Raw genomic sequence first — 26,652 nt, forward strand, 5'->3', positions numbered from 1 at the left:
CCCGGTCAGAAGCGCTTGCCTTCCTCGCGGGCCCGGGCGTGGGCCTCGCGGCGCCCCGTCTCGGCGTCGGCGGTCGCGAGGTTGGGACGGAACTGCACGGTGGCGATGTCCGTGATCCCGGCCCAGCGCAGCCAGTCCTCGAAGAACGTGCTCTGGAAGTCGGCGCCGAAGCCCGGTCCGCGGCCGTCGCCGTAGACGGCGCTCGTGTAGACGACGGCCGCCTTCTTGTCCCGCAGGAGGCCGGTGTAGCCGTGCTGGGGGTCGAAGCCGAACACCCAGCCGGGCTGGGAGACCACGTCGATGAACTGCTTGAGGATGTACGGCACGCCGGAGTTCCACATGGGGACGCTGAACAAGTAGCGGTCGTAGGAGTCGAAGCGCTCGAAGACGGCGCGGGCGGCCGCCCAGGCGCGCTCCTGGGCGCCGGACGGGTCGGCGCCTCCGAAGACGGTCATCTTGGCCCCGGCTCCGGCGGGGCCGAACTCCGGGAGCGTGCCGTCCCAGAGGTCGTGGTGGTCGACGGTGTCGCCGGGGTGGGTCTCCCGGTAGGCGTCGAGGAACGTGGTGGCGAGCGCCAGCGACTCGGAGGACGTTCCGCGCGGCGAGGCGGAGACGTGCAGCAAACGGCTCATGGCCTGATCCCTTCAATAAGCGGACCGTAGTCCGCATCTCTCCAGGAGATTAGCGGACCACGGTCCACTTAGCAAGGAAGGGCGGCTCGCCTTGACGGGTCGCGGAGGCGGAGCGCTACCGGCCGCGCCGACCGGCGCAGGTCGTCACGCCGTGAAGAAGCCGATGAGGGCGTCGGCGATCCGGCCGGGGGCGCTCTCCGTGGGGATGTGGTCCGCCCCCGGTATCCGCACGAGCGTGGTCCGCGGCATCTCACCGGCGAACTTCTCGGCGTACTCCACCCTTTCGAAGCCGTCGTCCTCGCCCCAGATCAGCAGCTTGGGCGTCATGGACCGCCGCAGCGCGGGAACGAGGTCGAGGGTGTAGCGGCTTTCGGCCGCGCCCGCCATGGCCAGCCAGGAGCGGCGGACCCGCGGGTCGGTCCACGGATCGACGTAGTCGGCGATCAGTTTCTCGGTCGCGGCACCGGCCAGCGCCGCCGCCACGGCCCGCCGCCGGGCGGCGAGGAGTTCTTCACCGGTGGTCGCCGCGGCGACCTCCGGTTCCCGGAACCTCGCCACGTGGGGCGCCGGCCAGGAGTCGTAGAGGACCGAGTTCACCAGGGCCAGCCGGGACACCTCCACCAGATCGTGGACGAGGAGGTGCTGGGCGACGGCGCCGCCGATGTCATGGCCCGCCACGGCGATCGGCCCGGACAGCCCCAGCGCGGACGCGAATCGCGCCACCCACCCCGCCAGAGCCGGGACCGTCGCGGTCTCCGGGGTCAACTCGCCTCCCGAGCGCCCCAGCCCGGGGAGGTCCACCGCGAGGGGCCGCAGCCCCGCCTTCGCGAGCCGGCCCACCACCGGAAGCCAGACCCGGCTCCAGTACGTCCCGTGCAGCAGCAACACCGGCGGACCGTCCCGCTCGGCGGTCAGGTAGCTGGCGGATTCCCCGTCGACCTGGACCGCGGTCCTCAGCACGTCCGTTCCAGTCGTCTCGCTCATGCGACCACTGTGCTCCGGGCCGGCCCCCGCGACCGAGAGTCCAAAAAGACATCCATGGGTAGATTCGTGCCATGGACCGTCATCGGGTCGTGGCCCTGCTCCATCCGCCCCAATCGCCCTTCGAACTCGCCTGCGCGACCGAGGTCTTCGGCAACGCCCACCCGGAGGTGCCGGCCCGCTACGACTTCCGGATCTGCGCCGAGCGCCCCGGCCCTCTGCGGACGACCGCCGGTTACGCCATGCTCGTCGACGCGGGACTGGCGGCCCTGCGGGAGGCCGACACCGTGATCGTCCCCGGCTGGCAGCCGGCCGCCGAACCGGCGCCGCCGGCCGTGACCGAGGCGCTGCGGACCGCCCACCAGCGCGGGACGAGGATCGTCGCCATCTGCACGGGTGCGTTCGTCCTCGCCCAGGCCGGACTCCTCGACGGCCGCCGCGCCACCACCCACTGGCGCCACACCGCCCGTCTCGCCGCCTCCTTCCCCGACGTGCGCGTGGACCCGGACGTGCTCTACGTGGACGACGGCGACGTGGCGACCAGCGCGGGAACCGGCGCGGGCATCGACCTGTGCCTGCACCTCGTGCGTTCCGACCACGGCGCGGCGTACGCCGCCCAGATCGCCCGGAACATGGTGCTGCCGCCGCACCGCGAGGGCAGCCAGCTCCAGTACGCCGCACAGCCCGTCCCCGCCAAGGCGGACGCGTCGCTGGCGCCACTGCTGGAGTGGGCCGCCTCCCGGCTCGACACCCGGCTGACCGTCGCCCGGCTCGCCGAACGCGCCGGACTGTCGAGCCGGACCCTCGCCCGGCAGTTCACCGAACAGCTCGGCACCAGCCCGGGGCAGTGGCTGCTCGGCCGCCGCCTCGACGCGGCACGGGTGCTGCTCGAACGGACCGACCTTCCCGTGGAGGCCGTCGCCACCCGGGTCGGCCTCGCCTCGGCGGTCAATCTGCGCCGCCACTTCCGGGCGCACCTCGGCACCACACCCGGCTCCTACCGGCGGACCTTCAGCGAAAGCCGTTGACGGCCGCGGAGCCGACGCCGCACCCGCGAACGGCGACGGACGCCTTCCGACGATTCGTGGACGCCACCTGTCGATCATCCGGAATGATGTCCTCGTGCGAGGATCTCTGACGGTCGCCGTAGCCCAGCCCGCGTGTGACGAGCTGGACGTCGTCCATAACGCCAGCCGCCAGGCCGGGGTGGTGCGGCGCGCGGGCGCGCGTCTGGTGGTCTTCCCGGAGCTGTCGCTGACCGGTTACGACCTTGCGGCTCCCGCCGTGGCCGCGGACGACGCGCGGCTGGATCCGATCAGGGCCGCGTGCGACGGCGCCGACGCGGTCGCCCTGGTGGGCGCTCCGGTGCGGGAAGACGATGGGCGGGAGTACATCGCGACGCTGGCCGTCACGGGCGAGAGCACGACGGTGGCCTATCGGAAGATGCACCTTCACGGCGAGGAGGTCCGCCGGTTCAGTCCCGGCGAGAAGCCGGAGGTCCTGGAGATCGACGGATGGCGGCTGGGCCTGGCCGTCTGCCGGGACGCCGCGGTGCCGCAGCACGCGGCCGACACCGCGGCCTTGAGCATCGACGCTTACGTGGCCAGCACCCTGTACGGGGCAGGGCGGGAACAGGCCGCCCGCCGCGACGAGCACATGCGGGATCGGGCCGCCGCACACGGCGTCTGGGTCGTCCTGTCCACCGCTGCGGGAGCGAGCGGCGAGTACCGCGAGACGTCCGGCGGCTCCGGCGTCTGGGCACCGGACGGGAACGTGCTCGTCCAGGCCGGCGCGGAGCCCGACGCCGTGGTGACGGCGACGCTCCGCTGACCCGGAACGGCGGCCGGGGCGACGGCCGGTTCAGGCGCCGGCAAGGGATCGGGTGGAGGCCTGGAGGATGTCGCCCAGGGCCGCTCGGGCCTGGGCGAGGTCGGCCATGCGGGAATCCAGCTCGGCCATCTGGGTTCTGAGGTGGTCGAGAACGCAGGCCTGCACCTCGGTGCCGTCGCCCGCGAAGCAGGGCATGATCTCCCGGATGACCCGGGTGGGGAGCCCGGCGGCGAGCAGGGCGCGGATGCGGACGACCGCCGCGGGGGCCTCGGGACCGTAATGGCGGTGGCCGCCCTGGCTGCGGTGCGAGGTGAGCAGGGCTTGGGCCTCGTAGTAGCGCAGGAGGCGGACGGACACGCCCGTCCGGCGGGACAGCTCCCCGATCTTCATGTGACCCACCCCATAGGCGCGCGGCTTGAACCTCACATCGATGTCACATCCTACGTTGATCGCATGACGACGACTTCGGCCACATCAGCGCCCGTTTCGCTCTACGGATTCCTGACCCCCAAGCCGGGGCACGCCGACGAACTCAGGAGGCTCCTCCTGGATCTCGTCGAGCCGTCCCGGGGACACGAGGGCAGCCTCCAGTACCACCTGCACGAACAGGAGGACGGCCGGTTCTTCCTCTACGAGGTCTGGCGTTCGCAGGAGGATCTCGACCGGCACAACGCGACGCCGCTGCTGCGGGCCTTCATGAGCGAAGCGCCCGAGCACATGGAAGGGGCACCCGAGGCCTACTTCGGCGCGATGATCAGTCCTTACCCCGGCGGCGCGGCCTGACCAGGGGCGCTGGTGCGAACGAGCTGCGACCCGGCCCCACCTCGGTGGGCCGGGTCCGGGGCTTGACGGCCGGGTTCGGGGCTTGACGGCCGGGTTCGGGGCTTGACGGTCGGGTAGGGGCCGCCGAACGGACGCCCGAAACGGCGGTCCGTTCATCGAGCGTTGGGGAACGCGTCTTCCGGCCGCCCCGCGACCGTCCCGGCGCCGAGGAGCGCCGGTGACATCTTTCGGTCGCCGGGCCCACCCCCCGTCGCCCGGCAGCGGACGCATTCGCAGGAGGCCCCGTGCCCGAACGAAACGCCCACTCCCGTGCCCCATGGCCGGCCCCGCGCCGGCCGCTGCCGATCGCCCTCGCCGCCGTCCTCGCCGCGCTGGTGTGCGCGATCGCGGTGACCGCCACGAGCGCGCGCCGCGAAGCGCACGCCGCCACCGTGCCGACCCCGGACCACGTCGTCGTGGCGATCTTCGAGAACCACTCGTACTCGCAGGTCATCGGCTCTTCGAGCGCGCCGTACCTCACCTCGCTGGCGAACGGCGGCGCCAACCTCACCAACTTCTACGCCGAGACGCACCCGAGCCAGCCGAACTACTTCGCGCTGTTCTCCGGCAGCACGCAGGGCACCACGGACGACACCTGCCCGCCGCCCGGATCCCCCTACGGCACGGCGAACCTCGGCGCCGAGGTCCGCACCGCCGGCCGGACCTTCGGCAGCTACAACGAGGGCCTGCCGTCCGAGGGGTCCACGGTGTGCAGCAGCAGCTCGGGCAAGTACGCCCGCAAGCACAACCCGTGGTTCTCCTTCAGCAACCTGCCGGCGTCCACGGGCCACACGTTCACGCAATGGCCCACCGACTACACCACGCTGCCGACGGTGTCGTTCGTCGTGCCGAACCTGTGCAACGACATGCACGACTGCTCGGTCAGCACCGGTGACACGTGGCTCAAGAGCAAGCTCGAGGGCTACGCCCAGTGGGCCAAGACCCACAACAGCGTCCTCATCGTCACCTTCGACGAGGACAACGGCCTCGCCGGCAACCGGATCCCGGCGGTCGTGTACGGCGCCCACGTCAAGACCGGTGCGGACGCCACCCAGTACAACCACTACAACCTGCTGCGGACCATCGAGGACATGTACGGCACCACCCACGCCGGGAACGCGGCGTCGGCCTCCCCCATCACCGCGATCTGGCAGTGACGACCACGGTCCCGGGGGCGTCGCGAGCGCGCGCCCCCGGGACGGCGCGCGCTGCGCCTCGTGGCGCCTCACCGTCCTCGATCTGCGGACCATGGGCGAGACCCCGCTGGCCGAGACCAGGAGCGTCGACGACCAGGCCGTCTGCGTCGGCGGCGCGCAGGTCGCCTACTCGCTGCCGGGCGACTACGGCTCCGACCTGTGGACCGTCCCCGCCGACGGCTCCGGCACCCCCCGCCGATTCCTGACCGCCGCCCTCAACCCCGTCTTCTGACCACGATCACTCGTCAGCTCGCGTTGGGGCGGCCGGGGGTCAGGACGGCCGCCACGAGGGCCGCCGCGGCGGCGACCGCGGAGGCGAGGACGAAGCCGTCGGTGAAACCGGACAGGGTGTCGCCGACGATGCTCGCCGCCGCGACGCTGGAGATCACCGCGGCGCCGATCGAGGCGCCGAACTCGTGGAAGGTGCTGACGATTCCGGAGGCGATGCCGGCTTCGTGCGGAGCCACCTGTCCGAGCGCGGTCGCCGACGCGACGACGAAGACGGCGCCGGTGCCCGCGCCCGCGATCGCGATGCCGGCCACCACGGTCGCGGGATGCGTCGACAGGGCGGGCACGGCCATGCCGACGGCGGCGGTGAGCAGGCCGGCCACGCCCATCCGGCGGGCGCCCGCCTTGGCGATCACCCGTCCGGTGAGGTCCGCGCCCAGCATCGTCGCCCCCGCGACCGGGAGGAACAGCAGCCCGGTGAGCAGAGCGCCGTAGTCCCGGCCGTGCTGGAAGTAGAACGTGCCGAGGAAGAAGACCGCGACCATCAGGGCCGTCGCCATCGCGATGAGGAACGTGCCGGTGGCCACCGGCCGCCGCACCAGCAGCACGACGTCCATCATCGGCGACGCGGCGGTCCTCTGCCTGACGACGAACGCCAGGTAGCCGACGACGGCGACCAGCACGAACCCGCCGGTCGCGGCCGTGAACCAGCCGTGGTCGCCGGCGCGGTTGACCGCGTAGATCAGCACGCTGGAGGAGGCGGTGACCAGCGCCGCTCCGAGCACGTCGAGCCGGGGCCGGGGCGTCACCACGGGCTGCCGCGGCAGCATCCAGGCGAGCGCGACGAAGATCGCCAGGCCGATGGGCACGTTGACGAAGAAGACCCACGGCCAGCCGGGACCGGCGGTGAGCAGGCCGCCCAGCAGCACGCCGAGGGCGGCGCCGCCACCGCCGAGCGCCGACCAGACGCCCAGCGCCTTGTTCCGCTCGTCCCCGTCGAACATGCTCACGACGAGCGACAGCGCCGACGGGGACAGCATCGCCGCGCCGACGCCCTGGGCGACGCGGCCGCCCAGCAGCACCTCGGCCGATCCGGCGAGCCCGGTGGTGAGCGACGCCGCCGTGAAGACCAGGAGTCCGGCGAGGACCACCCGCTTGGCCCCGATCAGGTCGGCGGTCCGCCCGCCCAGCAGCATGAGGCCGCCGAACGCGAGGGTGTAGGCGCTGACCGTCCAGGTCACGGCCTGGCGGCTCAGGCCGAGATCGGTCTCGATGTGCGGCAGCGCGATGGCCACGACGGTGACGTCGAGGATCAGCATCAGCTGGGCCACGCCCAGGAATCCGAGGATGCGCCATCGCAGCGGATGAACCGCCGCGACCTGCGCGGACGTGCCCTGGATCTCTTCTGTCATCGACAGCCCTCCCCTAACTCGTATGTGAAAGTACGACTTACAACGGGGAGCGTAACATGTATGTTCCAGTACGAGTTAGGATGGCGGGCATGCCTTCCGCCGCCGGACCGCGTCGCCGTGCAGACGCCGAGCGCAGCATCGCCCGCATCGTCGCCGCCGCGCGCGAGATGCTCAGCAGCGATCCGGCCGCCGGGATCGACGACATCGCCAAGGCCGCCGGGGTGGGTCGGATGACGCTCTACGGCCACTTCCGCACCCGGGCCGACCTGGTCGAGGCCGCTCTGGCGGACGCGTTGCGCGCCGGCGACGAGGCGCTGTCCGCCGTCGACCTGTCAGGCGACGCACGGGACGCCCTCGGCCGGCTGCTCGGCTCCAGCTGGACCCTCGTCGCCGAATCCGCCGCCCTGCTGACGGCCGCTCAGGGCGTTCTTCCCGCCGAACGCATCCGCGCGCGGCACGCCGCCCCCGCTCAGCGGATGGAGGAGCTCATCAGGCGAGGCCAGGACGACGGCGTGTTCCGCACCGACCTGCCGATCTCATGGCTGGTCAACGTCATCCACTACGTCCTGCAGGGCGCCGCCGAGGAGAACCGCGCCGGACGCCTGAAAGCCGAGGAGACGGCCCAGGTCGTGACCGCCACCGTGCAGTCGATCCTCGCTCCGTCCACCGCCCGCCCCTGAGCGGTCGGCATCGGGCTGCCCGGAAACGCGGCGTCCCCGTCACCGGGGGCAGGTGACGGGGACGCGGGCTCGGACGGCGGGCGATCGAGCAAGGCGGTCAGGCGAGGCGGTCAGGCGAGGCGGACGCCTCCTGCGAACGGGCGGCCGGCGATCGGGGCGATCTTGACGACGTCGCCGGTCTGCGGGGCGTGGACCATCTTGCCGTTGCCGATGTACATGCCCATGTGGTGCAGGTCGCTGTAGAAGAAGACCAGGTCACCGGGCTTGAGCTGGCTCTGGCTCACATGGGTTCCGGCGCTGTACTGGCTCCCGGTGTAGTGGCCGAGGCTGATGCCGACCTGGGCGTAGGCGTACAGGGTGAGGCCGGAGCAGTCGAAGCCCTTGATGTTGGCGCCCTGCGCGGTGCCGTAGCTCGGCCCGGACGCGGTCCCGCCGCCCCAGGAGTAGGGAACCCCGAGCTGGCTCAGCGCGGCCCGCACCGCCCCCATCGCCTTGGCCGAAGCCCCTCCCGACCCCACGCTCGGGATGGAGCCCGGACGGGATCCGGTGCTGGAGTAGGTCCCCAGCTGGCGTTCGACCTTCTTGAGCTTGACCTGGAGTTCCCCGCGCTTCTTCTTCGCCTCGTCGGTCAGCCGGCGAACCTGGCTCGCGCGCGCTTCGGCGGCCTTGCGCGCGCGCTCGGCGCCCTGCATCGTCTGCAGCAGCTGGACGATGCGCGTGTTGTCCTGGCTGGCGAAGTAGTTGAGCGCCGCCGACCGGTCCAGCACGGCCTGCGGATCGCCGGCCGAGGCGAAACTGATCGCGGGGTCGACCGGGCCGTTCTTGTAGGTGTCCGCGGCGAGCTTCGCGATCCGGTCGCGCGCCTCGGCCAGCGTCTTCTTCTGGCGGTCGGCGCTCGTCTTGGCGACCGCGGCGGCCTTCTGGGCCTGCCGGAGCCGCTCCCGCAGCCCGTTGTACTGCTCGCTGAGCTTCTCGGCCTCGTCGGCGAGCTTCTTCTGCTGCGCCGTCAGCTCCTTGCGCGTCGGCTTGGGCTTCGCCTCGGCGGGCACCGGCGTCAGGAGCCCGACGGAGAGCACGACCGAGGCCGTCCAAGCCGTGCTCGCGGTGATCCGGCGGCGGGCTGACGTCCTGGTGCCGGCAGCTCGTCGCTGCATGCGCTGTCCTCTCCGGTAACGCCTACCGGTCGACGGCCGTCCCCGGCGGGGACGTGTCACCGCGACCTCCTACGAAGCGTAGGAGGTCGCGTGCTCATACGCCACCCGAGTACCAGATTTCACTCGAAGGCCGACAAGTCCCTCAGCAGGTCGTGGACAGCTCCGCGATCGCGACGGCCCCCACCAGGAGCGGCGTGGCCACGGCCGCCGCCGCGAAGGCGCAGGTCGCGAGGCGAACGGACCGGCGCGCCCGGACGGGGGCGGCCGCCTCCAGGCGCAGCACCCGCTCGACCAGCGCGGCCGACCCGGAATCCCCCGCCGCTCCCAGCGCCCCCGCCACCCCGGGGACGGCGGAGAGCCGGCACAACGCGTCGACCAGCGTCCGCCTGCCGTAGGCGCTCGCCGCGGCGTCGTCGGCGGCCATCTCCAGCAGGAGCGGCAGCCTGGACTTCGCGCGCCGGACCGTCGGCAGCCACGGCAGGAGCGCATGGACGACGTCCAGCATGAGCAGCAGCGCGTGGTGCCGCTGGCGCAGGTGGGCGCGCTCATGGGCCAGGACCGCGCCGAGCTCCGCGTCGGTGAGCGTCTCCTGCGCGCCGGTGCTGACCACGATCGCGCGCCGGCGGGCGGGCAGGGAGTACGCCACGGGGACGGGGTGATCGAGCACCAGGACGTCGGCATGCCGGCCGTGCTCCCGGGCGACCAGGCGCAGCAGCTCCCGATGCCGGCGACGGTGGCGCACGGCACGGCCGAGCCGCGGAAGGCCGCTCGCCAGCCGGGAGCAGCAGGCCGTCATCAGCACCAGGGTCGCCGCCGCCGCCATGATGACGGCCAGGGATCCGTGGTGCGGCAAGCAGTGGCGCAGCCACTCCAGGAGACCGTGCCCAGGCCCCGGCGGAGAGATGAGGGCGACCACCACGACGGCCGTGTTCGCGATGAACGTCCCGGCGAGAGCCGCCGCCCAGCAGGCGATGGCGGCCCCCGGGCCGACGGCGGGCCGGCGCAGCCGATCGAGCACCGGCCCGGCGAGGCAGCCCAGCAGCACCGCCGACGCGATCAGGGCGAGCACAGAGAAGAGCATGAGGTCAGGCCTCGTCGCCGGAGGCCCGCCGCCGCAGGACGTCCAGCAGGTGCCGGGCGTCCTCGGGCGGCACGCTTTCGGCGAACCTCGCCAGGATCGCCCCGTGGTCCGGGGCATCGGTGAGCACGTCGAGCATCAACTCGACCGCGTACTCCTCCCGCGGCCTGGTGGGGCTGTAGCGGAAGGCCACACCGTCGGGCGTGCGCTGCAGCATCCCCTTCTGCGCCAGCCGTTCGGCCACCGTCTGCACCGTGTTGTAGGCGAGCTTCTTCTCGGCGTTCTCGTTCAGCCTCGCCAGCAGCTCGCGGACCCGCAGCGGGCCGGGCGCCGCCCAGAGCACGTCCATGATGGAGCGCTCGAGCGATCCAGCCAATCCGGCCACGCGGCCACCTCCGTCCTCCCCCACATTGTGCCGGAACTCCCGCCGGCCACCGCCGTCCGGTGGATCAGTGGTGGTACTGATGCACGACGGCGTGCCCCCGGCCCCGGCCGATCATCCAGCGGTTCACCGGCGTGGTGAACACGAAGGCGATGACGAGGGCCGCGGCGAGCGCGCCCCAGAACAGCACGTCCCCGAGGCCCGCATGCATCGCTCCCGGGATCACGACCACGGTCGCGTTGTCCAGGATCTCCATCACCACGATCGACACGGTGTCGGCGGCCAGCGCCACCCCGAACGCCGCCCGCACCGACAGCCCCGCCTTGAGGACGCCGCGCATCGTCAACGCGTACCCGAACACGAAGGCCAGGACGACCGCCGCGACGATCGTGGCCGCGTTCGACCAGCCGAAGGCCGTTCCGAGCACCATGCCGAGCACCTCGCCGATGGCGCAACCGGTCAGGCAGTGCAGGGTCGCCCGCGCCGCCGTCCCCCAGGAGACCGAACCGCCGTGGCCCCCATGGTGGGCATGTCCGGCGTCCATGGCGCCGTGCTCGGGCGGCGCAGAGTGATGATCTTCATGGCCCTCCGCGACGTGCTGATGAGATCCATGCTGGTCATGAGTGGTCACCGATACCTCCGTGATCCGGTCAACGATCACGGTCAGTATGTCCTACAAGGCGTAGGAGGTCGACGCGGCGTCGTCGCCGGAGAGCCACCTCGCGCCGCGCGGACTCAGTCGTCGCGCCCGGTGCCGCGGTCGGGAGCGGTCATGTCCCCCGTCGCGGGCGTGCCATCGGCGAGCCCGTAGCGCAGGTACACGGTGCCCTTCGGGCTGGCCGCCGGCGGTTCGAGGAGCGTGACGTTCGCGGGCACCGCTCCCCCGTCGAACACCTTCTTCCCGACGCCGAGCACGATCGGGTGCACCCACAGGTCGAGACGGTCGAACAGCTTCTCGCGCAGGAGCGTCTGCACCAGGTTCAGACTCCCGACGACCTTGATGTTCTCGTGCCGGTCGCGGATCTCGCGCACCGCGGCGGCCAGGTCCGGGCCGAGCTGCGAGGACCCGGCCCAGGAGAGGTCGGGCCTGCCGCGGGAGGCCACGTACTTGGGGACCCGGTTGAAGAGCGTGGCGATCTCGTTGTCCTGGCCGCCCTCCTGGTGCGGCCAGTAGGCGGCGAAGATGTCGTACGTCCGCCGGCCGAGCAGGAGCGCGTCCGTGCCCTCGTACGCGGCGCCCACCTGGGCCCCGGCGACGTCGTCCAGCAGGGGCGCCTGCCAGCCTCCGAACGGGAACCCCACCGGGTCCTCGTCGGGACCGCCGGGCGACTGCCCGACCAGGTCGAGGGTCGCGAACATCTCGATGTGGATGAGGCCCATGCTTGCTCCCGCTGAGTCGGCTGTCTCGGTTGAGAGGTAGACCCGGGGACATCGGCGGACTCATCGTGCCGACGCCACCAGCGCGGTTCATCGCCGCCGGGCTCGCAGAACCCCGGGATCCCCTCCTCAGCAATGCCCAATCCCGCTAGCGACTCCCCAGGTCAGTCGCTCGCCGCCGTGTTCAAGGCGATCGCTCCGCTGTCGGTGCGGACGGTGATCGAGCGAGAGGCCGAGGCGTCCTTGGGGACGTCGGCGCGGACGTCGCCGCTGTCGGTAGTGGTGGTGACCTTGTAGGGGGCGCGCGGGACGGTCACGTTCACCTCGCCGTTCTCGGTGGTCACGGCCACCTGCCGCGGCGCGGCGGCGAACGACAGGTCGACCTTGCCGCTTTGGGAGGTGGCCGAGAGCTGCGGTGACCTGGTCGCGGTGGTGCGCAGTTCGCCGTTCTCGGTGCGCAGGTCGAGCGGGCCGGTCGCACCGGCGATCCTGATCGCTCCGTTGGTGCTGCGGATGCGCAGCGCGGTCCCGAACCCGGTGGCCGAGATCCTTCCGTTCTCTCCCTGGATCTCGACCGTGAGGTCGCGGGGCACCAGCACCTGGTAGCGCACGGCGCAGCCGCCGACCAGGGTGCCGCAGTCGGTGGACAGGGTGAGCCGGTCGCCGGTGAGATCCCAGGTCGCGGCCGGCTTCCCGCCGATCAGCGCCCACCGGTCGAACCAGCGCGTCACCTGCACCTTCCCGACGTCGGCGGGCCGGATGTCCAGGTCGCCCCGGTCCTTGGCGATGGTGAGGCGGGAGCCGGCGGGGCCGAAGTCGCGCCGTTCGGGAGAGGCGTCGCCGGCCGAGGCCCCGCAGCCGGTGAGGGACGCGAGCAGGAGCGCTCCGGTGGCCGGGAGCGCGGTGCGGCGGAATGAGGGGATCAACGAGCCTCCGAACTTGATACCGAAAGTATTGAATACTTTCGGTATGCTACGGTCCGGTCATGACCGACAACCCAGGGCCTGCAAGGCGGGTCCCCCGCGCGGAGGTGCGGCGGCGGCTGCTCGCCGAGGCGGTGCGGGCGTTCACCGAACACGGCTACGCCGACGCCCGGATCGAGGACATCGCCCATGCCGCCGGCTTCACCAAGGGCGCCGTCTACTCCAACTTCGGCGGAAAGCAGGAGCTGTTCGGGGCCGTCCTCGACCAGGGGGCGCAGGACGAGCTGGCCGCCGTGACCGCCGAGATCGACGGCGCCGCCGACGCGGACGCGGTGATCGAACGGGTCGCCGAGCTCATCGCCGACCGGATCACCGGCGACGTCCAGCACGGCCGGCTCGGGCTGGAGTTCGCCGCCCGTGCCGCGCGCGACGAGCGGACCAGGGCCGTGCTGGCCCCGATGCGCCGCGCGCAGCGCGACGCCGCCGCCCGCTCCGTCGCCGAGGTGACCGAGCGCACCGGCACCGGTGCCGCCGTCCCGGCGGAGCTGGCCGGCCTGATCCTGCACTGCCTCACCAACGGCCTGGTCAACGAGCATCTCGCCGACCCCGAGACCGTCACCGCAGACGTGATCAAGCAGGCGTTCACCGCCGTGCTCGGCGCACTGCTCCCCCCGACGACGAACGCCTGAGAGGACTCCCCCGTTGGCCCCCCTGCTCTACCGGCTCGGCCGGACCGCGTTCCGCCACCGGTTCCGATTCCTGGCCGGCTGGCTGGCGCTGCTGCTCCTGGCAGGGGGCGGCCTTGCCGCCTTCGGCTCCCACCTGGACGGCCAGGCCACCATTCCCGGCTCGCAATCCCAGCAGGGCATCGACCTGCTGGAACGGTCCCTGCCGGAGGCCACCGGCGTGACCGCGCAGCTGGTGTTCGCCGCCCCGCCCGGCACCACCGTCGACGACCCGGCGCACCGGGCCCGCATCCAGAGCGCGGTGCGCGAGGCGGCGGCGGCGCCGCAGGTCGCCGACGCCACCGACCCGTTCCGGACCGGGACCATCTCCGCCGACCGACGCACCGCCCTCGCCCAGGTGCTCTACCCCATCAAACGGGACGCACTGGAGGACTCCAGCGTCACCGCCTTGGAGGACATCGCCGCCGCGGCCCGCTCGGGCGGCCTGCGCGCAGAGGTCGGCGGGACCGTCTACAGCACCGCCGGCATGCACGTCGGCATCGGCGAGGTGATCGGCCTCGCCGTCGCCGTGATCGTATTGGTCCTCACCTTCGGCTCGCTCCTGACCGCCGGGCTGACCTTGGCCACCGCACTGGCCGGGCTGGCGGTCGGGCTGCTGGGAGTGATGCTGGCCTCCGGCATCGCCACCGTCTCCGACACCGCCCCCAGCCTGGCGCTGATGGTCGGCCTGGCCGTCGGCATCGACTACGCGCTGTTCATCGGCTCCCGGCACCGCGCCCAGCTCGCCGACGGGACGGCGGCCGAGGAGTCGGCGGCCCGCGCCGTCGCGACCGCCGGAGGCGCCGTCGTCTTCGCCGGCCTGACGGTGGTCATCGCGCTGGCCGGGCTGGCGGTGGTCGGCATCCCCTTCCTGACCGTCATGGGCCTGGCCGCCGCACTGACCGTGCTGATGGCGGTGGCCGCCGCGGTCACCCTGCTGCCGGCCCTGTTCGGCCTGGCCGGTGAACGCCTGCGCCCCCGCCCCCGTTCGCGCGCCGCCCCCACGGCGCGCGGCGGCACCGGGCTGCGCTGGGCCCGCCTGGTCACCCGCCGCCCGCTGATCACCGTCCCGGCCGTCCTGCTGGCCTTGGGCGCGATGGCGCTCCCCGCGCTGCGGCTCGATCTGGCGATGCCCGACAACGGGACCGCCGACCCCGCCTCCACCCAGCGCAAGGCCTACGACCTGGTCTCCGGCGCCTTCGGCCCCGGCAACAACGGCCGGCTGCTGGTCCTGGTGCACACCCGCGGCGGCGACCCGGTACGGGCCGCGGCCCGGATCGGGGCCGGGCTCGACCTCCCCGGCGTGGTGTCGATCAGCGATCCCGAACCCGGAAACGACGGCCGCACCGCGGTCCTCAACCTCGTCCCCGAGCAGGGCCCGCGCACCCCGGCGACCCAGCGGCTCGTCCGCGACATCCGTGCCCGCACCCCCGCCCTCGGCGCGTCCGCGGGCGCGGAGGTCCTGGTCACCGGCTCGACCCCCGCCGCGATCGACGTGTCCGACCGGCTCCGCGACTCGCTGCTCCCCTTCACCGCCATCGTCGTGGGGCTCTCGCTGCTGCTGTTGCTGCTGGTCTTCCGCTCGATCCTCGTCCCGGTCAAAGCAGCCGCCGGGTTCCTGCTCTCGGCCGGAGCCGCCTTCGGCGCGGTCGTCGCCGTCTTCCAATGGGGCTGGCTCGCCGACATGTTCGGCGTGGCCACCACCGGACCGGTCTTCAGCTTCATGCCCATCGTCGTGATCGCCGTGCTGTTCGGCCTGGCGATGGACTACCAGGTCTTCCTGGTGTCACGGATCCGTGAGGAGTACGTCCGCACGGGCCGGCCGGGCGAGGCCGTCCTGACCGGCGCGCGGCACACCGCCCGGGTCATCACCGCCGCCGCGCTCATCATGTTCGCCGTCTTCGCCGGCTTCGTCACCACCGACGACCTCACCCTGAAGCCCATCGCCCTCGGCCTGGCCGCCGGCATCCTGGCCGACGCCTTCCTGGTCCGGATGACCCTCGTCCCCGCCGTCCTCGCCCTGACCGGCCACGGCGCCTGGTGGCTGCCCCGGTGGCCGAACCGGCGACCCCGCCACGCGACGCCTCCCACCGGTGGCACCACGGGCACTCGGACGGAGCGCGCGCCCTGTCCCCCAGTCGAGGGCTAGGGGGCGGCCGTCACGGAGGCGGCGTCCGCGTTGGTTTCGCGGGAGCCTGGAGTGTCGGTCAAGCCGAGCCTGAGGTGCTCGACGTGGTAGAGGGCTTGGTCCAGCAGTTCGGCGACGTGGTCGTCGTACAGCGTGTACACGACCGACCGTCCCTTCCGCGTGCCCGTGACCAGGCCGAGGTTGCGCAGCAGCCTCAGCTGGTGGGAGCAGGCGGACTGCTCCATGCCGACCTCGGCCGCCAGTTCCGTGGCCGGGAGCGGACCCTCCCGGAGCCGGGCGAGGATCAGCAGCCTGGAGGGGGTGGCCAGGGCCTGCAGTGTGGTGGCCACCCTCGCGGCACCGGCCGCGTCCAGGCGTCCGCGCGGGACGCCGCCGGCCGATCGATCAGCTCCGTGGCCCATGCGGCCATCGTACGCCGCGCCGTGCATACATGAACCAATGTTCATTCGTCCCTACATGGCGGCTCCGCCGGTACCGCGTCCGACGGCGAAGCCTCACCGGTGTGCGGGGCGGGCGGCGCGGCGCCAGGCGCCCTCGGTGAGCAGGCGCAGCCCGTTGAGGCCGACGATGACGGTGGAGCCCTCGTGCCCGGCGACGCCGAGGGGCAGCGGCAGGGTTCCGGCCAGGTCCCAGATCACCAGGCCCGTGATGACCACGGCGGCGATGGCCAGGTTCTGCGCCACCAGCCGGCGTGCCCGCCGCGACAGGTCGACGACGGCGGGGACGGTGGCCAGTTCGTCGCGGACGATGACGGCGTCGGCGGTCTCCAGGGCCAGGTCGGATCCGGCGCGGCCCATGGCGATGCCGGTGTGCGCGGCGGCCAGCGCGGGCGCGTCGTTGACCCCGTCTCCGACGAGGAGCACGTTGCGGCCGGAGCGTTCCAGTTCCTGGACGGCGGTGACCTTGTCGTGCGGCAGCAGGCCCGCGCGAACGTCGCCGATGCCGGCCTGGCCGGCGAGGTGGGCGGCGGCATGCGGGTTGTCACCGGTGAGCAGGACCGGTGCGGTGCCGGTGAGGGCGGTCAGGGCGGTGACGGTGGCGGCGGCGTCAGGCCGGAGCCGGTCGGTGATGCCGAGCACGCCGACCGGGGCGCCGTCGAGTGCGACCAGCACCGCGGTGCGGCCCTCTTCCTCCAACCGCTCGGCCACGACGAGCGCGGGGTGGGCGCCGCGTCCGGTCCGAAGCCGCGCCGGGCTGCCGACCTCGACCCGGTGGCCGTCGACGGTGGCGGTGACGCCGGCCCCGGGGGCGGAGGAGAAGTCGGCCGCGGCGGGCACGTCCAGACCGCGGGCGCGGGCGGCCTCGACGATGGCGCGGCCCAAGGGGTGCTCGCTGGGATGCTCCGCCCCCGCCGCCAGCCGCAACAGGGCGTCCTCGGTCAGGCCCGCGCCCCTGAGCGGACGGATGTCGCCGACCTGCGGGACGCCCTCGGTCAGGGTGCCGGTCTTGTCCAGCGCCACCTGGTCGACCTGCCCGAGCCGCTCCATCACCACCGCCGACTTGACCAGCACGCCGTGCCGTCCGGCGTTGGCGATGGCCGACAGCAGCGGCGGCATCGTGGCGAGCACCACCGCGCACGGCGAGGCGACGATCATGAACGTCATCGCGCGCAGCAGCGCCTCGGTCGGGTCGGCTCCGAAGGCCAGCGGGACGGCGAACACCGCCAGCGTCGCCGCGACCATTCCCGCGCTGTAGCGCCGCTCGACCTTCTCGATGAACAGCTGGGTCGGCGCCTTGGTCTCGGACGCCTCCTCGACCAGGGCCACGATCCGGGCGATCACCGAGTCCGACGGATCGCGTTCGACCTTCACCCGGAGCGCGCCGGTCCCGTTGAGGGTGCCGGCGAACACCTCGTCCCCGGCCCGCTTCGCGACCGGCAGCGGCTCGCCGGTGATGGTGGCCTGGTCGACATCGCCGGCGCCGTCCAGGACGCGGCCGTCGGCGCCGACGCGCTCGCCGGGCCGCACGAGGATGGTCTCGCCGACGGCGAGCCGGTCGGTGGGGACGGTGTGCTCGGTGCCGTCGTCGTCCAGGCGGGTCGCGGTCGCGGGGGCCAGGTCGAGCAGGCCGCGGACCGAGTCGGCGGTGCGGGCGGTGGCGACCGCCTCCAAGGCGCCGGAGGTGGCGAAGATGACGATCAGCAGCGCCCCGTCCAGCACCTGCCCGATCGCCGCCGCGCCGAGGGCGGCCACCACCATCAGCAGGTCCACGTCCAGGGTCCTGTCCATGAGGGCCTTCAGCCCGGCCCAGCCGGGCTCCCACCCGCCGGTGACGTAGGTCGCGGCGAACAGCGCACCCCACGCCCAGGCCGGGCCGTCGAGCAGGTACACCGGCAGCCCCGCCAGGAACAGCACCAGCGCGGCCGCCGCCCACCGGGCCTCGGGCAGCGCGAGCACCCGAGTGCGGCGGCGTGGCGCTCCGCCGGCCGGTGCGCCGTCCCCGGCCGCGGCGCGAGCGGGGCCGGTCAACGTGGAAGACATTCGGTGGGTCCTTCGGGAGCCGTCGGTCGAAGGCCGGCCCGCCCGGGGCCCGCCTCGATCCACCGTAGCAGGAACACATGAACAAGGATTCATACCTTCATGGACACCCCGAGCGGCCACCACGCACAGCGGAGCGGAGATGCGGTAGTCTCCTGGCGTTTGTGAAGGGGAGTAGTCCTGCGAACCGGTCGTCGACATGCTGGAACCCGATGGTTCCCGGTGGCCGGGCCCGCCGCTGAGGCGGGCGGACGAGACCTTCGGTCCTTTGACGATGGCGCATGCGCGTCGTCGGAGGGTCGAGGTCGCGGGCTCCCCGGATTCCTGCCCTGTTGGTCCTCGCCCCCCGGCACGCCTAGCGCGGGAAGGCTTGAGGTGACGGGTCGTGTGGCATTTCGTGCTGCTGATCGTGTGCGCGGTCGTGATCTACCTGTCGTGCGAGTGGTTCGTCAACGCGGTCGAGTGGCTGGGGCAGCGGCTCAACGTCGGGAAGATGGCGGTCGGCACGATTCTCGCCGCCTTCGGGACCGCGCTGCCGGAGTCGGTGGTGACGCTGGTGGCGGTGACGACCGGCGGGACGGACGAGGCCAAGGACATCGGCGTCGGCGCGGCGATGGGCGGGCCGCTCGCGCTGGCGACCGTCGCCTACGCGGTGACCGGTGTGGCGCTGCTGCTGCGCCGCCGCAGGCTGGCGGGCGCTGAGGCCGCCGCCGTCCCGGCCGGGGCCGCCGCCGGCGGGGCGCACGCGGGCACCGGCGGCGCCACCGCCGCGGGCCGCGGCGGTGCGGGTGCCTCCGACGGGCACCGGGAGGTCCTGACCGGGCCGGGCGAGCTGGCGCGGCTGGTGAGGGACCAGCGCTGGTTCCTGGCGGTGTTCGTCGTCAAGGTCGCGCTGGGGTTGGTGGCGTTCGCGTTCAAGCCCGTCCTCGGCCTGGCGTTCTTCGCGGTGTACGCGGTGTACTTCTGGCGCGAGATGTCCGGCGGCTCTGCCGAGCCGCACGCGGTCGACCACGCCGCCGGCGAGACGGCGCCCGGTGCTCAGGACGCCGTCGCCGACGACGAGGACGAGTTGGAGCCGCTGAAGCTCCAGCCGCGCCGGGAGGTTCCGGCGACCTGGGCGGTGGTGGCGCAGACGCTCGCCACGCTGGCGGTGATCTTCGTGTCGTCGCAGCTGTTCGTGCACCAGCTGGACGCGATCGGGCCGATCATCGGCCTGCCCGCGGCGGTGACCGCGCTGCTGCTGTCGCCGATCGCGACCGAGCTGCCGGAGATCATGAACGCGATCATCTGGGTGCGGCAGGGCAAGACGAAGCTGGCGCTGGCCAACATCTCCGGCGCGATGATGATCCAGGCGACCGTCCCCTCGGGACTGGGCCTGCTGTTCACCTCCTGGAAGTTCGACCACGCGCTGGCCTGGTCGGGGCTGATCACCATGGTCGCGATCGTGTACCTGCTGGCCACCATGCGCGCGCACCGGCTCACCCCGGCCCGCCTGGCCTTCGCCGGGGTCTTCTACCTGATCTTCGCCGGCGGCCTGGTGTTCATCCTGTCCTGACCCGCACCTGCCGGTGCCGCGTCGCGGCGCCCCTTGCGGACGGACGCCGCCGGACGGACCTTAGGAGGGAGACGCTCGGCACCATCGAGCAGACGGAGGGTCCGGTGCGCGCTTCCGAGAACGACGAACCGTTCGCCATCGATCCCACCGGGCGCGACGTCCAAGGCGACGCCGCCCGGATACGGGCGCGCGGACCCGCGACGCGCATCCTCCTCCCCGGCGACGTGGAGGCGTGGGCGGTCAGCAGTCCCCCGCTGCTGCGGCGGCTGCTGACCGACGACCGCGTCTCCAAGGACGCCTACCTGCACTGGCCGCCCCTGCTCAACGGCGAGGTCGGCCCGGGATGGCAGTTGTTCGCCTGGGTCGCGGTGCGCAACATGCTCACCGCCTACGGCCCCGACCACCGGCGGCTGCGGCGGCTGATCTCCAGCGCGTTCACCGTGCACCGCACGGCCGCGCTGCGTCCCCGCATCGAGGCGATCGTCGCCGAGCTGCTCGACGACCTCGACGCCGTCGCCCCGGGCGAGGCGGTGGACCTGCGCGATCGCTACGCCTACCCGCTGCCGATCAGGGTGATCTGCGAGCTGTTCGGCGTCGAGGACCCGGACGCGCGCGACGAGATACGCCGCTGCGTCGACGCGTTCTTCCGCACCACGACCGGGGCGGAGGAGGCCGCCGCTGCGTTCCCGCGGATGCAGGAGATCCTGCGCGGCGTCGTCCGGGACAAGCGCACGCGTCCCGCGGACGACCTCTCCTCGGCCCTCATCGCGGCCCGGGACGAGGGCTCGCCGCTGTCGGAGGAGGAACTGGTCGACACGCTCGTCCTGTTCCTGAGCGCGGGGCACGAGACGACCGTCAACCTTCTCGACAACGCCGTCCACGCGATGCTCACCCGTCCCGAGCAGCTGGCCCTGGTCCGGGCAGGACACGCCACCTGGGGCGACGTCATCGAGGAGACGCTGCGGGCCGAGCCCCCGATCGCCAACCTGCCATTGCGCTTCGCCGTCGAGGACATCGAGCTGGAGGACGGCACCGCACTCCGCAAGGGCGATGCGATCCTCGCCTGCTACGCGGCGGCCGGCCGCGACCCGCACGCGCACGGCGACGACGCCGACCTCTTCGACGTCACCCGCGCCGACAAGGAGCACATGGCGTTCGGCTACGGCGTCCACTACTGCCTCGGCGCGCCGCTGGCCAGGCTGGAGGCGTCGATCGCGCTGCCCGCGCTGTTCAGCAGGTTCCCCGGGCTGGACCTGGCCGTGCCGCCGAGCGAACTCCTCCCGCTGGACTCCTTCATCTCCAACGGTCACCGGACCCTGCCGGCCCGTCTCAAGGCGGCCAGCTGACCCTGGACAGGATGGCTCGAAGGCATCGATCACCTCGGCGTCCCCAGCCGGGAGATCGCATCGAGCCCCGGGAAGCGGCACGGCCGGGAACGTCCGACCCGAAGGCTAGGGTGCGTCTTCATGAACACACGTCACGCGGGTCCCGATGAGACGGTCCGGGCATGAGCCGGTACCGGGGGCCCGCCACCCTGATCAACAGCGGCGGAATCGAGACCGAGGTCTACGTCGATCTGCGCGCCAAGCAGCGGGAGTGGTCCGGAACCGCGACCATCGCCGACTTCGACGCCGACGACCCCCACGACCGGACGCTGAGACTTCCGGACGGCCGCGAGGCGCAGGTCACGCTCGGCGGTTCGGAAGCCTGGTCCGACGTCATCACCCTTGTCGGAAGCGGTCCGCCGCCCTTCGCCTGAGGTGAGGTCCGGGTGCGCGCGCGGCGTGGCCGGCCGCGCCGCTATGCCGACTCGCCGTTCACCGGGGTGAACATGCGGAGGCAGAACGCCGTGATGCGGCGGACATCGCGGTCCGTGGGCTGATCTCCGCTCCAGAGATAGCCGCCGAGCTTGCCGAAGGTCGCGTAGGCGGCCAGCGAGGCGTCGAAGGCGGGATCGGCGCTGCCGAGCTCGCGCAACGGTTCGGACAGCAGTCCGGCGAGGCGGTCGCTGGGAGCCGGGGCCGCCGAGCCGCTCACCTCGCTTACCGCGCCCGCGTTCCAGAGCACGGCACGCGTGGTCGCGGCGCTCTCCTCGCAGGCCTGGGAGAGCACGCCCTGAACCCAGCGGCGCACCCTGCCCTCCGGCGTCGGCTCCTTGGACATCTGGTGCGCGACGTAGCTGTGCAGACGCTCGGTCCCGTCTTCGAGCAGGGCGGCGACCAGCGCGTCCTTCGAGGGGAAGTGCCGGTAGAACGCCTCGTTCGACGACCCGGCCGCCCTCACGATGTCGGCCACGCGCGGACGCGACGTCGTGCCGCGCTGCTTCATGACGTCGAGGGCGGCGTCCAGCAGGCAGCGCACTTCGTTGGTGTAGTCGGCGTCCCGTTTGGCCAGGGCACGCCGGGCAATGCGGCTCGCCACGTCGTCCGTTCGGCTGGAAATCGGAATCTCACTCATGCCGGAGTCCGGACCTCATCGCGTTCCTTCATCGCACCGCCCCGGGTTCACGCTGCCCCGTCCAAGATCAGAACTTCATTCTGTCTCATGAGAATGATATTCTCACCTCCTGCAAGGAGGATGCAATGGGATGGGACTTCGAGACCGACCCCGACTACCAGGAGAAGCTCGACTGGGCGGACCGCTTCGTGCGCGAGGAGGTCGAACCGCTCGACCACCTGTGGGGCCAGGAGACCTTCACGCCGAGGGACGAGGCCAAGCGCAAGATCTTGGAACCGCTCAAGGCCGAGGTGAAGCGGCGCGGACTGTGGGCGACGCACCTCGGTCCCGACCTCGGCGGACAGGGCCACGGCCAGCTCAAGCTGGCGCTGCTGAACGAGATCCTCGGCCGGTCGCCGTGGGCCCCGCACGTGTTCGGCTGCCAGGCGCCCGACACCGGCAACGCCGAGATCATCGCGCACTACGGCACGGAAGCGCAGAAGGAGCGCTACCTGCGGCCGCTGCTGGACGGTGAGATCTTCTCCAGCTACTCGATGACCGAGCCGCACGCCGGAGCCGACCCCACCCGGTTCACCTGCCGGGCGACCAGGGACGGCGACGAGTGGGTCATCAACGGCTGGAAGTACTTCTCCTCCAACGCCAAGGTGGCGACGTTCCTCATCGTCATGGCGGTGACCGACCCCGGCGCCGACCGGTACCGGGGCATGTCGATGTTCCTGGTGCCCGCCGACACCCCGGGCATCGAGATCGAGCGGAACGTCGGCCTGTACGGGGAGCCCATGAACGGCGGCTCCCACGCCCTCATCCACTACGACGACGTCCGCGTCCCCGGCGACGCGCTGCTGGGCGGCGAGAACCAGGCGTTCGCCGTCGCCCAGACGCGACTCGGCGGCGGCCGCATCCACCACGCGATGCGCACCATCGGCCTCGCGCAGAAGGCCCTGGACATGATGTGCGAACGCGCGCTCTCCCGCGAGACCCAGGGCGGCCTCCTGGCGGACAAGCAGTTCGTGCAGGGCTACATCGCCGACTCCTACGCCCAGCTGGTCCAGTTCCGGCTGTTCGTGCTCTACACGGCATGGGAGATCGACAAGTTCAACGACTACAAGAGGGTCCGCAAGGACATCGCCACCGCCAAGGTCGTAATGCCGACGGTGCTGCACGACATCGCCTGGCGGGCCATGCAGGTCCACGGCGCGCTCGGCACCACCAACGAGATGCCGTTCTTCCAGATGATCCACGGCGCCGGCGTGATGGGGCTGGCCGACGGCCCCACCGAGGTGCACAAGGTCACCGTGGCCAGGCAGGTGCTGCGCGACCACCGGCCCAGCGGCGGCCGCTGGCCCACCGAGTGGATCCCGGGGAAGGCCGAGGCGGCCAGAGCCAGGTTCGCCGACCACATCGAGCACGAGGTGGGAAACCTGTGATCGACTTCCAGCGGCTCGCGACCTGGATGGACGAGGCCGGGCTGCCCGGCAAGGGCGCGCCGATCCAGCACCGCTTCCTGTCCGGCGGGACCCAGAACGAGATCTACGAGATCGTCCGCGGCGACGCGCGCTGCGCCATCCGCATCCCGCCGCCCGAGGCCCCGCCGGATCGGGATCGGGGCATCCTCCGCGAGTGGCGGATCATCCAGGCGCTGGACGGCACCGACGTCCCGCACACCGAGGCGGTGGCGGTGTGCGAGGACGCCTCCGTGCTCGGCCGGCCCTTCTACCTCATGGGCTTCGTCGAGGGCTGGTCCCCCATGGGCCGCACGACCTGGCCCGCCCCCTTCGACGCGGACCTGGAGGCTCGCGCCGGCCTCGGGTACCGGCTCGCGGAGGGCATCGCCCTGCTGTCCACGGTGGACTGGCGCGCCCGGGGCCTGCACGACCTCGGCCGTCCCGACGGGTTCCACGAACGCCAGGTCGACCGCTGGACCCGCTTCCTGAAGCGGATCAAGGGCCGCGAACTGCCCGGCTTCGACGAGGCCGCCGCGTGGCTGCGCGCCCACCGGCCGCTGGACTACGTGCCCGGCATCATGCACGGCGACTACCAGTTCGCCAACGTGATGTACCGGGACGGCGCCCCCGCCCGGCTCGCGGCGCTGGTGGATTGGGAGATGGGCACGATCGGCGACCCCAAGCTCGACCTCGGCTGGATGCTCCAGTCCTGGCCCGAGGACACCAGCGCGCCGGAGGCCAGCGAGGCCAGCTATGTCGACCTGCGGGGAATGCCTTCCAGGGAGCAGATGCTCGGTCACTACGCCGAGGTGTCCGGGCGGCAGGTCGACGACATCGACTACTACCTCGTCCTCGCGAAATGGAAACTCGGCGTGGTGCTGGAGCAGGGCTACCAGCGGGCCGGGGACGACGAGAAGCTGCTGGCGTTCGGCCCCATCGTGCTCGACCTGATGGCGGACGCCGCCGAACTGGCCGAGTCGAGCGGATACACCTCATGACCGACGAGCTGGTGACCGAACGACACGGCGCCGTCCTGATCGCCCGGCTGAACCGTCCGGACGCGCGCAACGCCCTCAACGCCGCGCTGATCGACGCGATCGGCCGTGCGGTGACCGCCGCCGAGGACGATCCGGGGATCCGGGCGGTCGTGCTGACCGCCGCCGGCGACCGCATCTTCTGTTCCGGAATGGATCTGCGGGAGTTCGCTTCAGGGGGCGGCACCATCGGCTCGCCCGAAGGAATGGCGAGCTTCGATCGGCTGCTGCGGGGCGAACTCACCGTTCCGGTGGTCGGGGCCGCCAACGGCACCGCGGTCGGCGGCGGCCTCGAACTTCTGCTCGGCTGCGACGTCATCGTGGCGGCCCAGACCGCCAAGTTCGGTCTGCCCGAAGTCAAGAGGGGGCTGTACCCGGCCGGTGGCGGCACCGCGATCGGCACCCGCATCCCGCTGGCCATCGCCCTGGAGATGACGATGACCGGGAACCCCGTCGAGGCCGGGCGCGCCTACGAACTCGGCCTGGTCAACGCGGTCACGCCGCCGGGCCAGGTGCTCGACGCCGCCCTCGGCCTCGCGCAGAGCATCGCCGAGAACGCACCGCTGGGGCTGGCGGCGGTCAAGGAACTGGTGCGGCTCGGCGTGACCGACCCCGCGCGGGCAGCCCAACGCAACAAGGAACTGCAGCGGTCGGTGTTCTCCAGCGAGGACGCCAAAGAAGGCGCCGCCGCCTTCATGGAGAAGCGCAAGCCCGTGTGGAAGGGCCGGTGAACCGCCGCCCGCACCTGGAAGCCCGCAGGCCGCTGACGTCATCGGCGTCAGCCGGTCTGCCGAGGGCGACCGGGTCGCGGGCGGGGGTCAGGGGAGGGGTTGGTCGAGTCGGTGTCGGAGGAGGGACTGCTGGGCGGGGTTGCGCGTCTGCGCCAACGCCTGCCGGTCGGCGGCTCGGGCGGCGTCGTTGTCGCCGACGGCGCGCAGCAGTTCGGCGCGGGTGGCGTGGTAGAGCGGGTAACGCTCCAGGATGCGCAGGTCGGTCGCGGACAGGGCGTCGAGGGCGGCCAGTGCGTTGGACGGGCCGCCGCGAGGCGGCGGGGCGTGGTGGACGGCGATGGCCCGGTGCAGGCGGTGGATCGGGGACGGGGCCAGCGCGAGGAGGATGTCGTAGAGCACCAGGATCTGGGCCCAGTCGGTGTCGTCCCAGGTGCGGGCTTCGGCGTGGCAGGCGACGATCGCGGCCTGCACCTGGTGGGGGCCGGGGCGCTTGGCGGTGGCGGCGCGTTCCAGCAGGCCGATGGCCTCGCCGATGGCGGCGTGGTCCCAGCGGCTCCGGTCCTGGTCGCGGAGCGGGACGAGGTCGCCGGCGGGGGTGAAGCGGGCGGCGGCGCGGGCCTGGTGGAGGCGGATGAGGGCGAGCAGGCCGAGGACCTCGGGCTGCTTGGGCATGAGCCAGGCGAGCTGGGCGGCGAGCCATTCGGCGTCGTCCGCCAGGTGGGCGGCCCGGGGCCGGTCGCCGGCGGTGGTCAGGTAGCCCTCGTTGAACAGCAGGTAGACCACGGTCAGCACCTGGTCGAGCCGGCCGGGCAGTTCGGTGTCGCCGGGGATCCGGTAGGGAATGCCGGCGGCGGCGATCTTGCGTTTGGCGCGGGAGATGCGCTGGGCGACGGCGGATTCGCCGACCACGAGCGCGGCGGCGATCTGGGCGGTGGTCAGGCCGCACACGGTCCGGAGCGTGAGCGCGATCTGCGCCTCCCGGGGCAGCGCGGGATGGCAGCAGGTGAAGATCAGCTTCAGCCGGTCGTCGGGGTCGGGCTGCGGCGGCCAGTCCAGCCGGGCGAGCTTGTCGCGGTAGTTCGCCTGGCGGCGCAGCACGTCGATGCCGCGCCGCCGCGCGACCGTCAGCAGCCATGCGTCGGGACGGTCGGGGACGCCCTCGGCGGGCCAGCGGCGCAGCGCGGTCTCCACCGCGTCGGCGACGACGTCCTCGGCGGCGGCGAAGTCGCCCAGCACCCGCACCAGGCAGGCCGTGAGCCGGCCCGCGTGCTCGCGCACCACGCGGGCCAGCTCACCGTGCACATCGCCGTGCGCATCGCCGCGCCCATCGCCGCGCACATCGCCGTGCGCCCGGCGGGGCGGGTCGGGACGGTGGTCGGGCACG

The 26,652-nt window shown here is 72.5% G+C and carries 28 protein-coding genes; 14 read left to right on the plus strand and 14 right to left on the minus strand.

Going from position 1 to position 26,652, the window contains the following annotated elements:
* Window positions 1-5: 5 nt before the first annotated feature.
* Window positions 6-632, minus strand: coding sequence for an FMN-dependent NADH-azoreductase (locus tag ABZ914_RS01985; protein WP_500191012.1), 627 nt, complete (start codon window positions 630-632; stop codon window positions 6-8).
* 144 nt (window positions 633-776) lie between these two features.
* A complete protein-coding gene (locus ABZ914_RS01990) occupies window positions 777-1,616 on the minus strand; it encodes an alpha/beta fold hydrolase (protein ID WP_500191013.1) in 840 nt (279 codons plus the stop codon).
* Between the two features lie 71 nt (window positions 1,617-1,687).
* On the opposite strand from ABZ914_RS01990, the gene ABZ914_RS01995 reads away from it, so the two are divergent.
* Together ABZ914_RS01995 and ABZ914_RS02000 are read left to right on the plus strand one after the other, a co-directional pair.
* On the plus strand, window positions 1,688-2,641 hold the full coding sequence (locus tag ABZ914_RS01995) for a helix-turn-helix domain-containing protein (RefSeq protein WP_500191015.1): 954 nt from the start codon (window positions 1,688-1,690) through the stop codon (window positions 2,639-2,641).
* Window positions 2,642-2,735: 94 nt separating this feature from the next.
* A complete protein-coding gene (locus tag ABZ914_RS02000; protein ID WP_500191017.1) occupies window positions 2,736-3,443 on the plus strand; it encodes a carbon-nitrogen hydrolase family protein in 708 nt (235 codons plus the stop codon).
* Window positions 3,444-3,473: 30 nt separating this feature from the next.
* Here ABZ914_RS02000 and ABZ914_RS02005 read toward each other — a convergent pair whose 3' ends face one another.
* On the minus strand, window positions 3,474-3,833 hold the full coding sequence (locus tag ABZ914_RS02005; RefSeq protein WP_500191019.1) for a MerR family transcriptional regulator: 360 nt from the start codon (window positions 3,831-3,833) through the stop codon (window positions 3,474-3,476).
* A gap of 63 nt (window positions 3,834-3,896) precedes the next feature.
* On the opposite strand from ABZ914_RS02005, the gene ABZ914_RS02010 reads away from it, so the two are divergent.
* From ABZ914_RS02010 to ABZ914_RS02020, 3 genes are all read left to right on the plus strand, one after another.
* Window positions 3,897-4,226 carry a putative quinol monooxygenase gene (locus tag ABZ914_RS02010; RefSeq protein ID WP_500191020.1) on the plus strand — a complete coding sequence of 110 codons (330 nt, stop codon included), beginning with the start codon at window positions 3,897-3,899 and terminating at the stop codon, window positions 4,224-4,226.
* A 284-nt stretch (window positions 4,227-4,510) separates the two neighbouring features.
* On the plus strand, window positions 4,511-5,422 hold the full coding sequence (locus tag ABZ914_RS02015) for an alkaline phosphatase family protein (protein WP_500191021.1): 912 nt from the start codon (window positions 4,511-4,513) through the stop codon (window positions 5,420-5,422).
* A gap of 91 nt (window positions 5,423-5,513) precedes the next feature.
* Window positions 5,514-5,693 (plus strand): hypothetical protein, encoded by a 180-nt coding sequence (locus ABZ914_RS02020; RefSeq protein WP_500191023.1) that lies wholly within the window; start codon window positions 5,514-5,516, stop codon window positions 5,691-5,693.
* A 13-nt stretch (window positions 5,694-5,706) separates the two neighbouring features.
* Here ABZ914_RS02020 and ABZ914_RS02025 read toward each other — a convergent pair whose 3' ends face one another.
* Window positions 5,707-7,101, minus strand: a complete 1,395-nt coding sequence (locus ABZ914_RS02025) for an MFS transporter (RefSeq protein WP_500191024.1) — start codon at window positions 7,099-7,101, stop codon at window positions 5,707-5,709.
* 89 nt (window positions 7,102-7,190) lie between these two features.
* Between ABZ914_RS02025 and ABZ914_RS02030 the strand changes: the two genes are divergently transcribed.
* Complete coding sequence (locus ABZ914_RS02030) at window positions 7,191-7,781, plus strand: TetR/AcrR family transcriptional regulator (protein WP_500191025.1); 591 nt, start codon at window positions 7,191-7,193, stop codon at window positions 7,779-7,781.
* A gap of 110 nt (window positions 7,782-7,891) precedes the next feature.
* Here the strand turns inward: ABZ914_RS02030 and ABZ914_RS02035 are convergent, their stop codons facing one another.
* The 6 genes from ABZ914_RS02035 to ABZ914_RS02060 all read right to left on the minus strand — a co-directional run bounded on the left by ABZ914_RS02035 (window position 7,892) and on the right by ABZ914_RS02060 (window position 12,698).
* Complete coding sequence (locus ABZ914_RS02035) at window positions 7,892-8,935, minus strand: coiled-coil domain-containing protein (protein ID WP_433236864.1); 1,044 nt, start codon at window positions 8,933-8,935, stop codon at window positions 7,892-7,894.
* 142 nt (window positions 8,936-9,077) lie between these two features.
* A complete protein-coding gene (locus ABZ914_RS02040) occupies window positions 9,078-10,016 on the minus strand; it encodes a M56 family metallopeptidase (protein WP_500191027.1) in 939 nt (312 codons plus the stop codon).
* Between the two features lie 4 nt (window positions 10,017-10,020).
* Entirely contained in the window at window positions 10,021-10,398 is a 378-nt protein-coding gene (locus ABZ914_RS02045; RefSeq protein WP_500191028.1) for a BlaI/MecI/CopY family transcriptional regulator, read from the minus strand.
* A 64-nt stretch (window positions 10,399-10,462) separates the two neighbouring features.
* Window positions 10,463-10,939 (minus strand): DUF4396 domain-containing protein, encoded by a 477-nt coding sequence (locus ABZ914_RS02050; protein ID WP_500191029.1) that lies wholly within the window; start codon window positions 10,937-10,939, stop codon window positions 10,463-10,465.
* Window positions 10,940-11,130: 191 nt separating this feature from the next.
* Window positions 11,131-11,775 (minus strand): dihydrofolate reductase family protein, encoded by a 645-nt coding sequence (locus ABZ914_RS02055; protein WP_500191032.1) that lies wholly within the window; start codon window positions 11,773-11,775, stop codon window positions 11,131-11,133.
* 161 nt (window positions 11,776-11,936) lie between these two features.
* Window positions 11,937-12,698: a DUF4097 family beta strand repeat-containing protein gene (locus ABZ914_RS02060; RefSeq protein ID WP_500191033.1), complete on the minus strand. Its 762-nt coding sequence runs from the start codon at window positions 12,696-12,698 to the stop codon at window positions 11,937-11,939.
* A 59-nt stretch (window positions 12,699-12,757) separates the two neighbouring features.
* On the opposite strand from ABZ914_RS02060, the gene ABZ914_RS02065 reads away from it, so the two are divergent.
* On the plus strand, window positions 12,758-13,384 hold the full coding sequence (locus ABZ914_RS02065; RefSeq protein WP_500191034.1) for a TetR/AcrR family transcriptional regulator: 627 nt from the start codon (window positions 12,758-12,760) through the stop codon (window positions 13,382-13,384).
* Between the two features lie 13 nt (window positions 13,385-13,397).
* Window positions 13,398-15,569 (plus strand): MMPL family transporter, encoded by a 2,172-nt coding sequence (locus tag ABZ914_RS02070; protein WP_500191036.1) that lies wholly within the window; start codon window positions 13,398-13,400, stop codon window positions 15,567-15,569.
* On the opposite strand, the gene ABZ914_RS02075 is transcribed toward ABZ914_RS02070, so the two are convergent.
* Together ABZ914_RS02075 and ABZ914_RS02080 are read right to left on the minus strand one after the other, a co-directional pair.
* The gene (locus ABZ914_RS02075; RefSeq protein ID WP_500191037.1) at window positions 15,566-15,970 is read right to left on the minus strand and encodes an ArsR/SmtB family transcription factor; all 405 of its coding nucleotides are present in this window, start codon (window positions 15,968-15,970) and stop codon (window positions 15,566-15,568) included. The two genes, ABZ914_RS02070 and ABZ914_RS02075, sit on opposite strands and share 4 nt — an antisense overlap.
* A 93-nt stretch (window positions 15,971-16,063) precedes the next feature.
* Window positions 16,064-18,049 (minus strand): heavy metal translocating P-type ATPase, encoded by a 1,986-nt coding sequence (locus tag ABZ914_RS02080; protein ID WP_500191039.1) that lies wholly within the window; start codon window positions 18,047-18,049, stop codon window positions 16,064-16,066.
* 382 nt (window positions 18,050-18,431) lie between these two features.
* Between ABZ914_RS02080 and ABZ914_RS02085 the strand changes: the two genes are divergently transcribed.
* From ABZ914_RS02085 to ABZ914_RS02095, 3 genes are all read left to right on the plus strand, one after another.
* Complete coding sequence (locus ABZ914_RS02085) at window positions 18,432-19,601, plus strand: sodium:calcium antiporter (protein ID WP_500191040.1); 1,170 nt, start codon at window positions 18,432-18,434, stop codon at window positions 19,599-19,601.
* 104 nt (window positions 19,602-19,705) lie between these two features.
* The gene (locus tag ABZ914_RS02090; RefSeq protein ID WP_500191041.1) at window positions 19,706-20,947 is read left to right on the plus strand and encodes a cytochrome P450 family protein; all 1,242 of its coding nucleotides are present in this window, start codon (window positions 19,706-19,708) and stop codon (window positions 20,945-20,947) included.
* Window positions 20,948-21,108: 161 nt separating this feature from the next.
* On the plus strand, window positions 21,109-21,360 hold the full coding sequence (locus tag ABZ914_RS02095) for a DUF4873 domain-containing protein (RefSeq protein WP_190851817.1): 252 nt from the start codon (window positions 21,109-21,111) through the stop codon (window positions 21,358-21,360).
* A 41-nt stretch (window positions 21,361-21,401) separates the two neighbouring features.
* Here the strand turns inward: ABZ914_RS02095 and ABZ914_RS02100 are convergent, their stop codons facing one another.
* On the minus strand, window positions 21,402-22,058 hold the full coding sequence (locus ABZ914_RS02100) for a TetR/AcrR family transcriptional regulator (protein ID WP_500191043.1): 657 nt from the start codon (window positions 22,056-22,058) through the stop codon (window positions 21,402-21,404).
* A 125-nt stretch (window positions 22,059-22,183) separates the two neighbouring features.
* Here ABZ914_RS02100 and ABZ914_RS02105 point away from each other — a divergent pair, with 125 nt between their 5' ends.
* From ABZ914_RS02105 to ABZ914_RS02115, 3 genes are read left to right on the plus strand one after another with little or no spacing between them, the layout of a single operon-like run.
* Window positions 22,184-23,485 (plus strand): acyl-CoA dehydrogenase family protein, encoded by a 1,302-nt coding sequence (locus ABZ914_RS02105; RefSeq protein WP_500191044.1) that lies wholly within the window; start codon window positions 22,184-22,186, stop codon window positions 23,483-23,485.
* Window positions 23,482-24,501, plus strand: a complete 1,020-nt coding sequence (locus ABZ914_RS02110) for a phosphotransferase family protein (protein ID WP_500191045.1) — start codon at window positions 23,482-23,484, stop codon at window positions 24,499-24,501. The genes ABZ914_RS02105 and ABZ914_RS02110 overlap by 4 nt, the downstream gene beginning before the upstream one ends.
* Window positions 24,498-25,268 carry an enoyl-CoA hydratase-related protein gene (locus ABZ914_RS02115; RefSeq protein ID WP_500191047.1) on the plus strand — a complete coding sequence of 257 codons (771 nt, stop codon included), beginning with the start codon at window positions 24,498-24,500 and terminating at the stop codon, window positions 25,266-25,268. Before ABZ914_RS02110 ends, ABZ914_RS02115 begins: the two co-directional genes overlap by 4 nt.
* An 87-nt stretch (window positions 25,269-25,355) precedes the next feature.
* Here ABZ914_RS02115 and ABZ914_RS02120 read toward each other — a convergent pair whose 3' ends face one another.
* Window positions 25,356-26,651, minus strand: a complete 1,296-nt coding sequence (locus ABZ914_RS02120) for an RNA polymerase sigma factor (RefSeq protein WP_500191049.1) — start codon at window positions 26,649-26,651, stop codon at window positions 25,356-25,358.
* Window position 26,652 lies beyond the last annotated feature (1 nt).

Source organism: Spirillospora sp. NPDC046719, assembly GCF_040645715.1.
GTDB lineage: Bacteria > Actinomycetota > Actinomycetes > Streptosporangiales > Streptosporangiaceae > Spirillospora.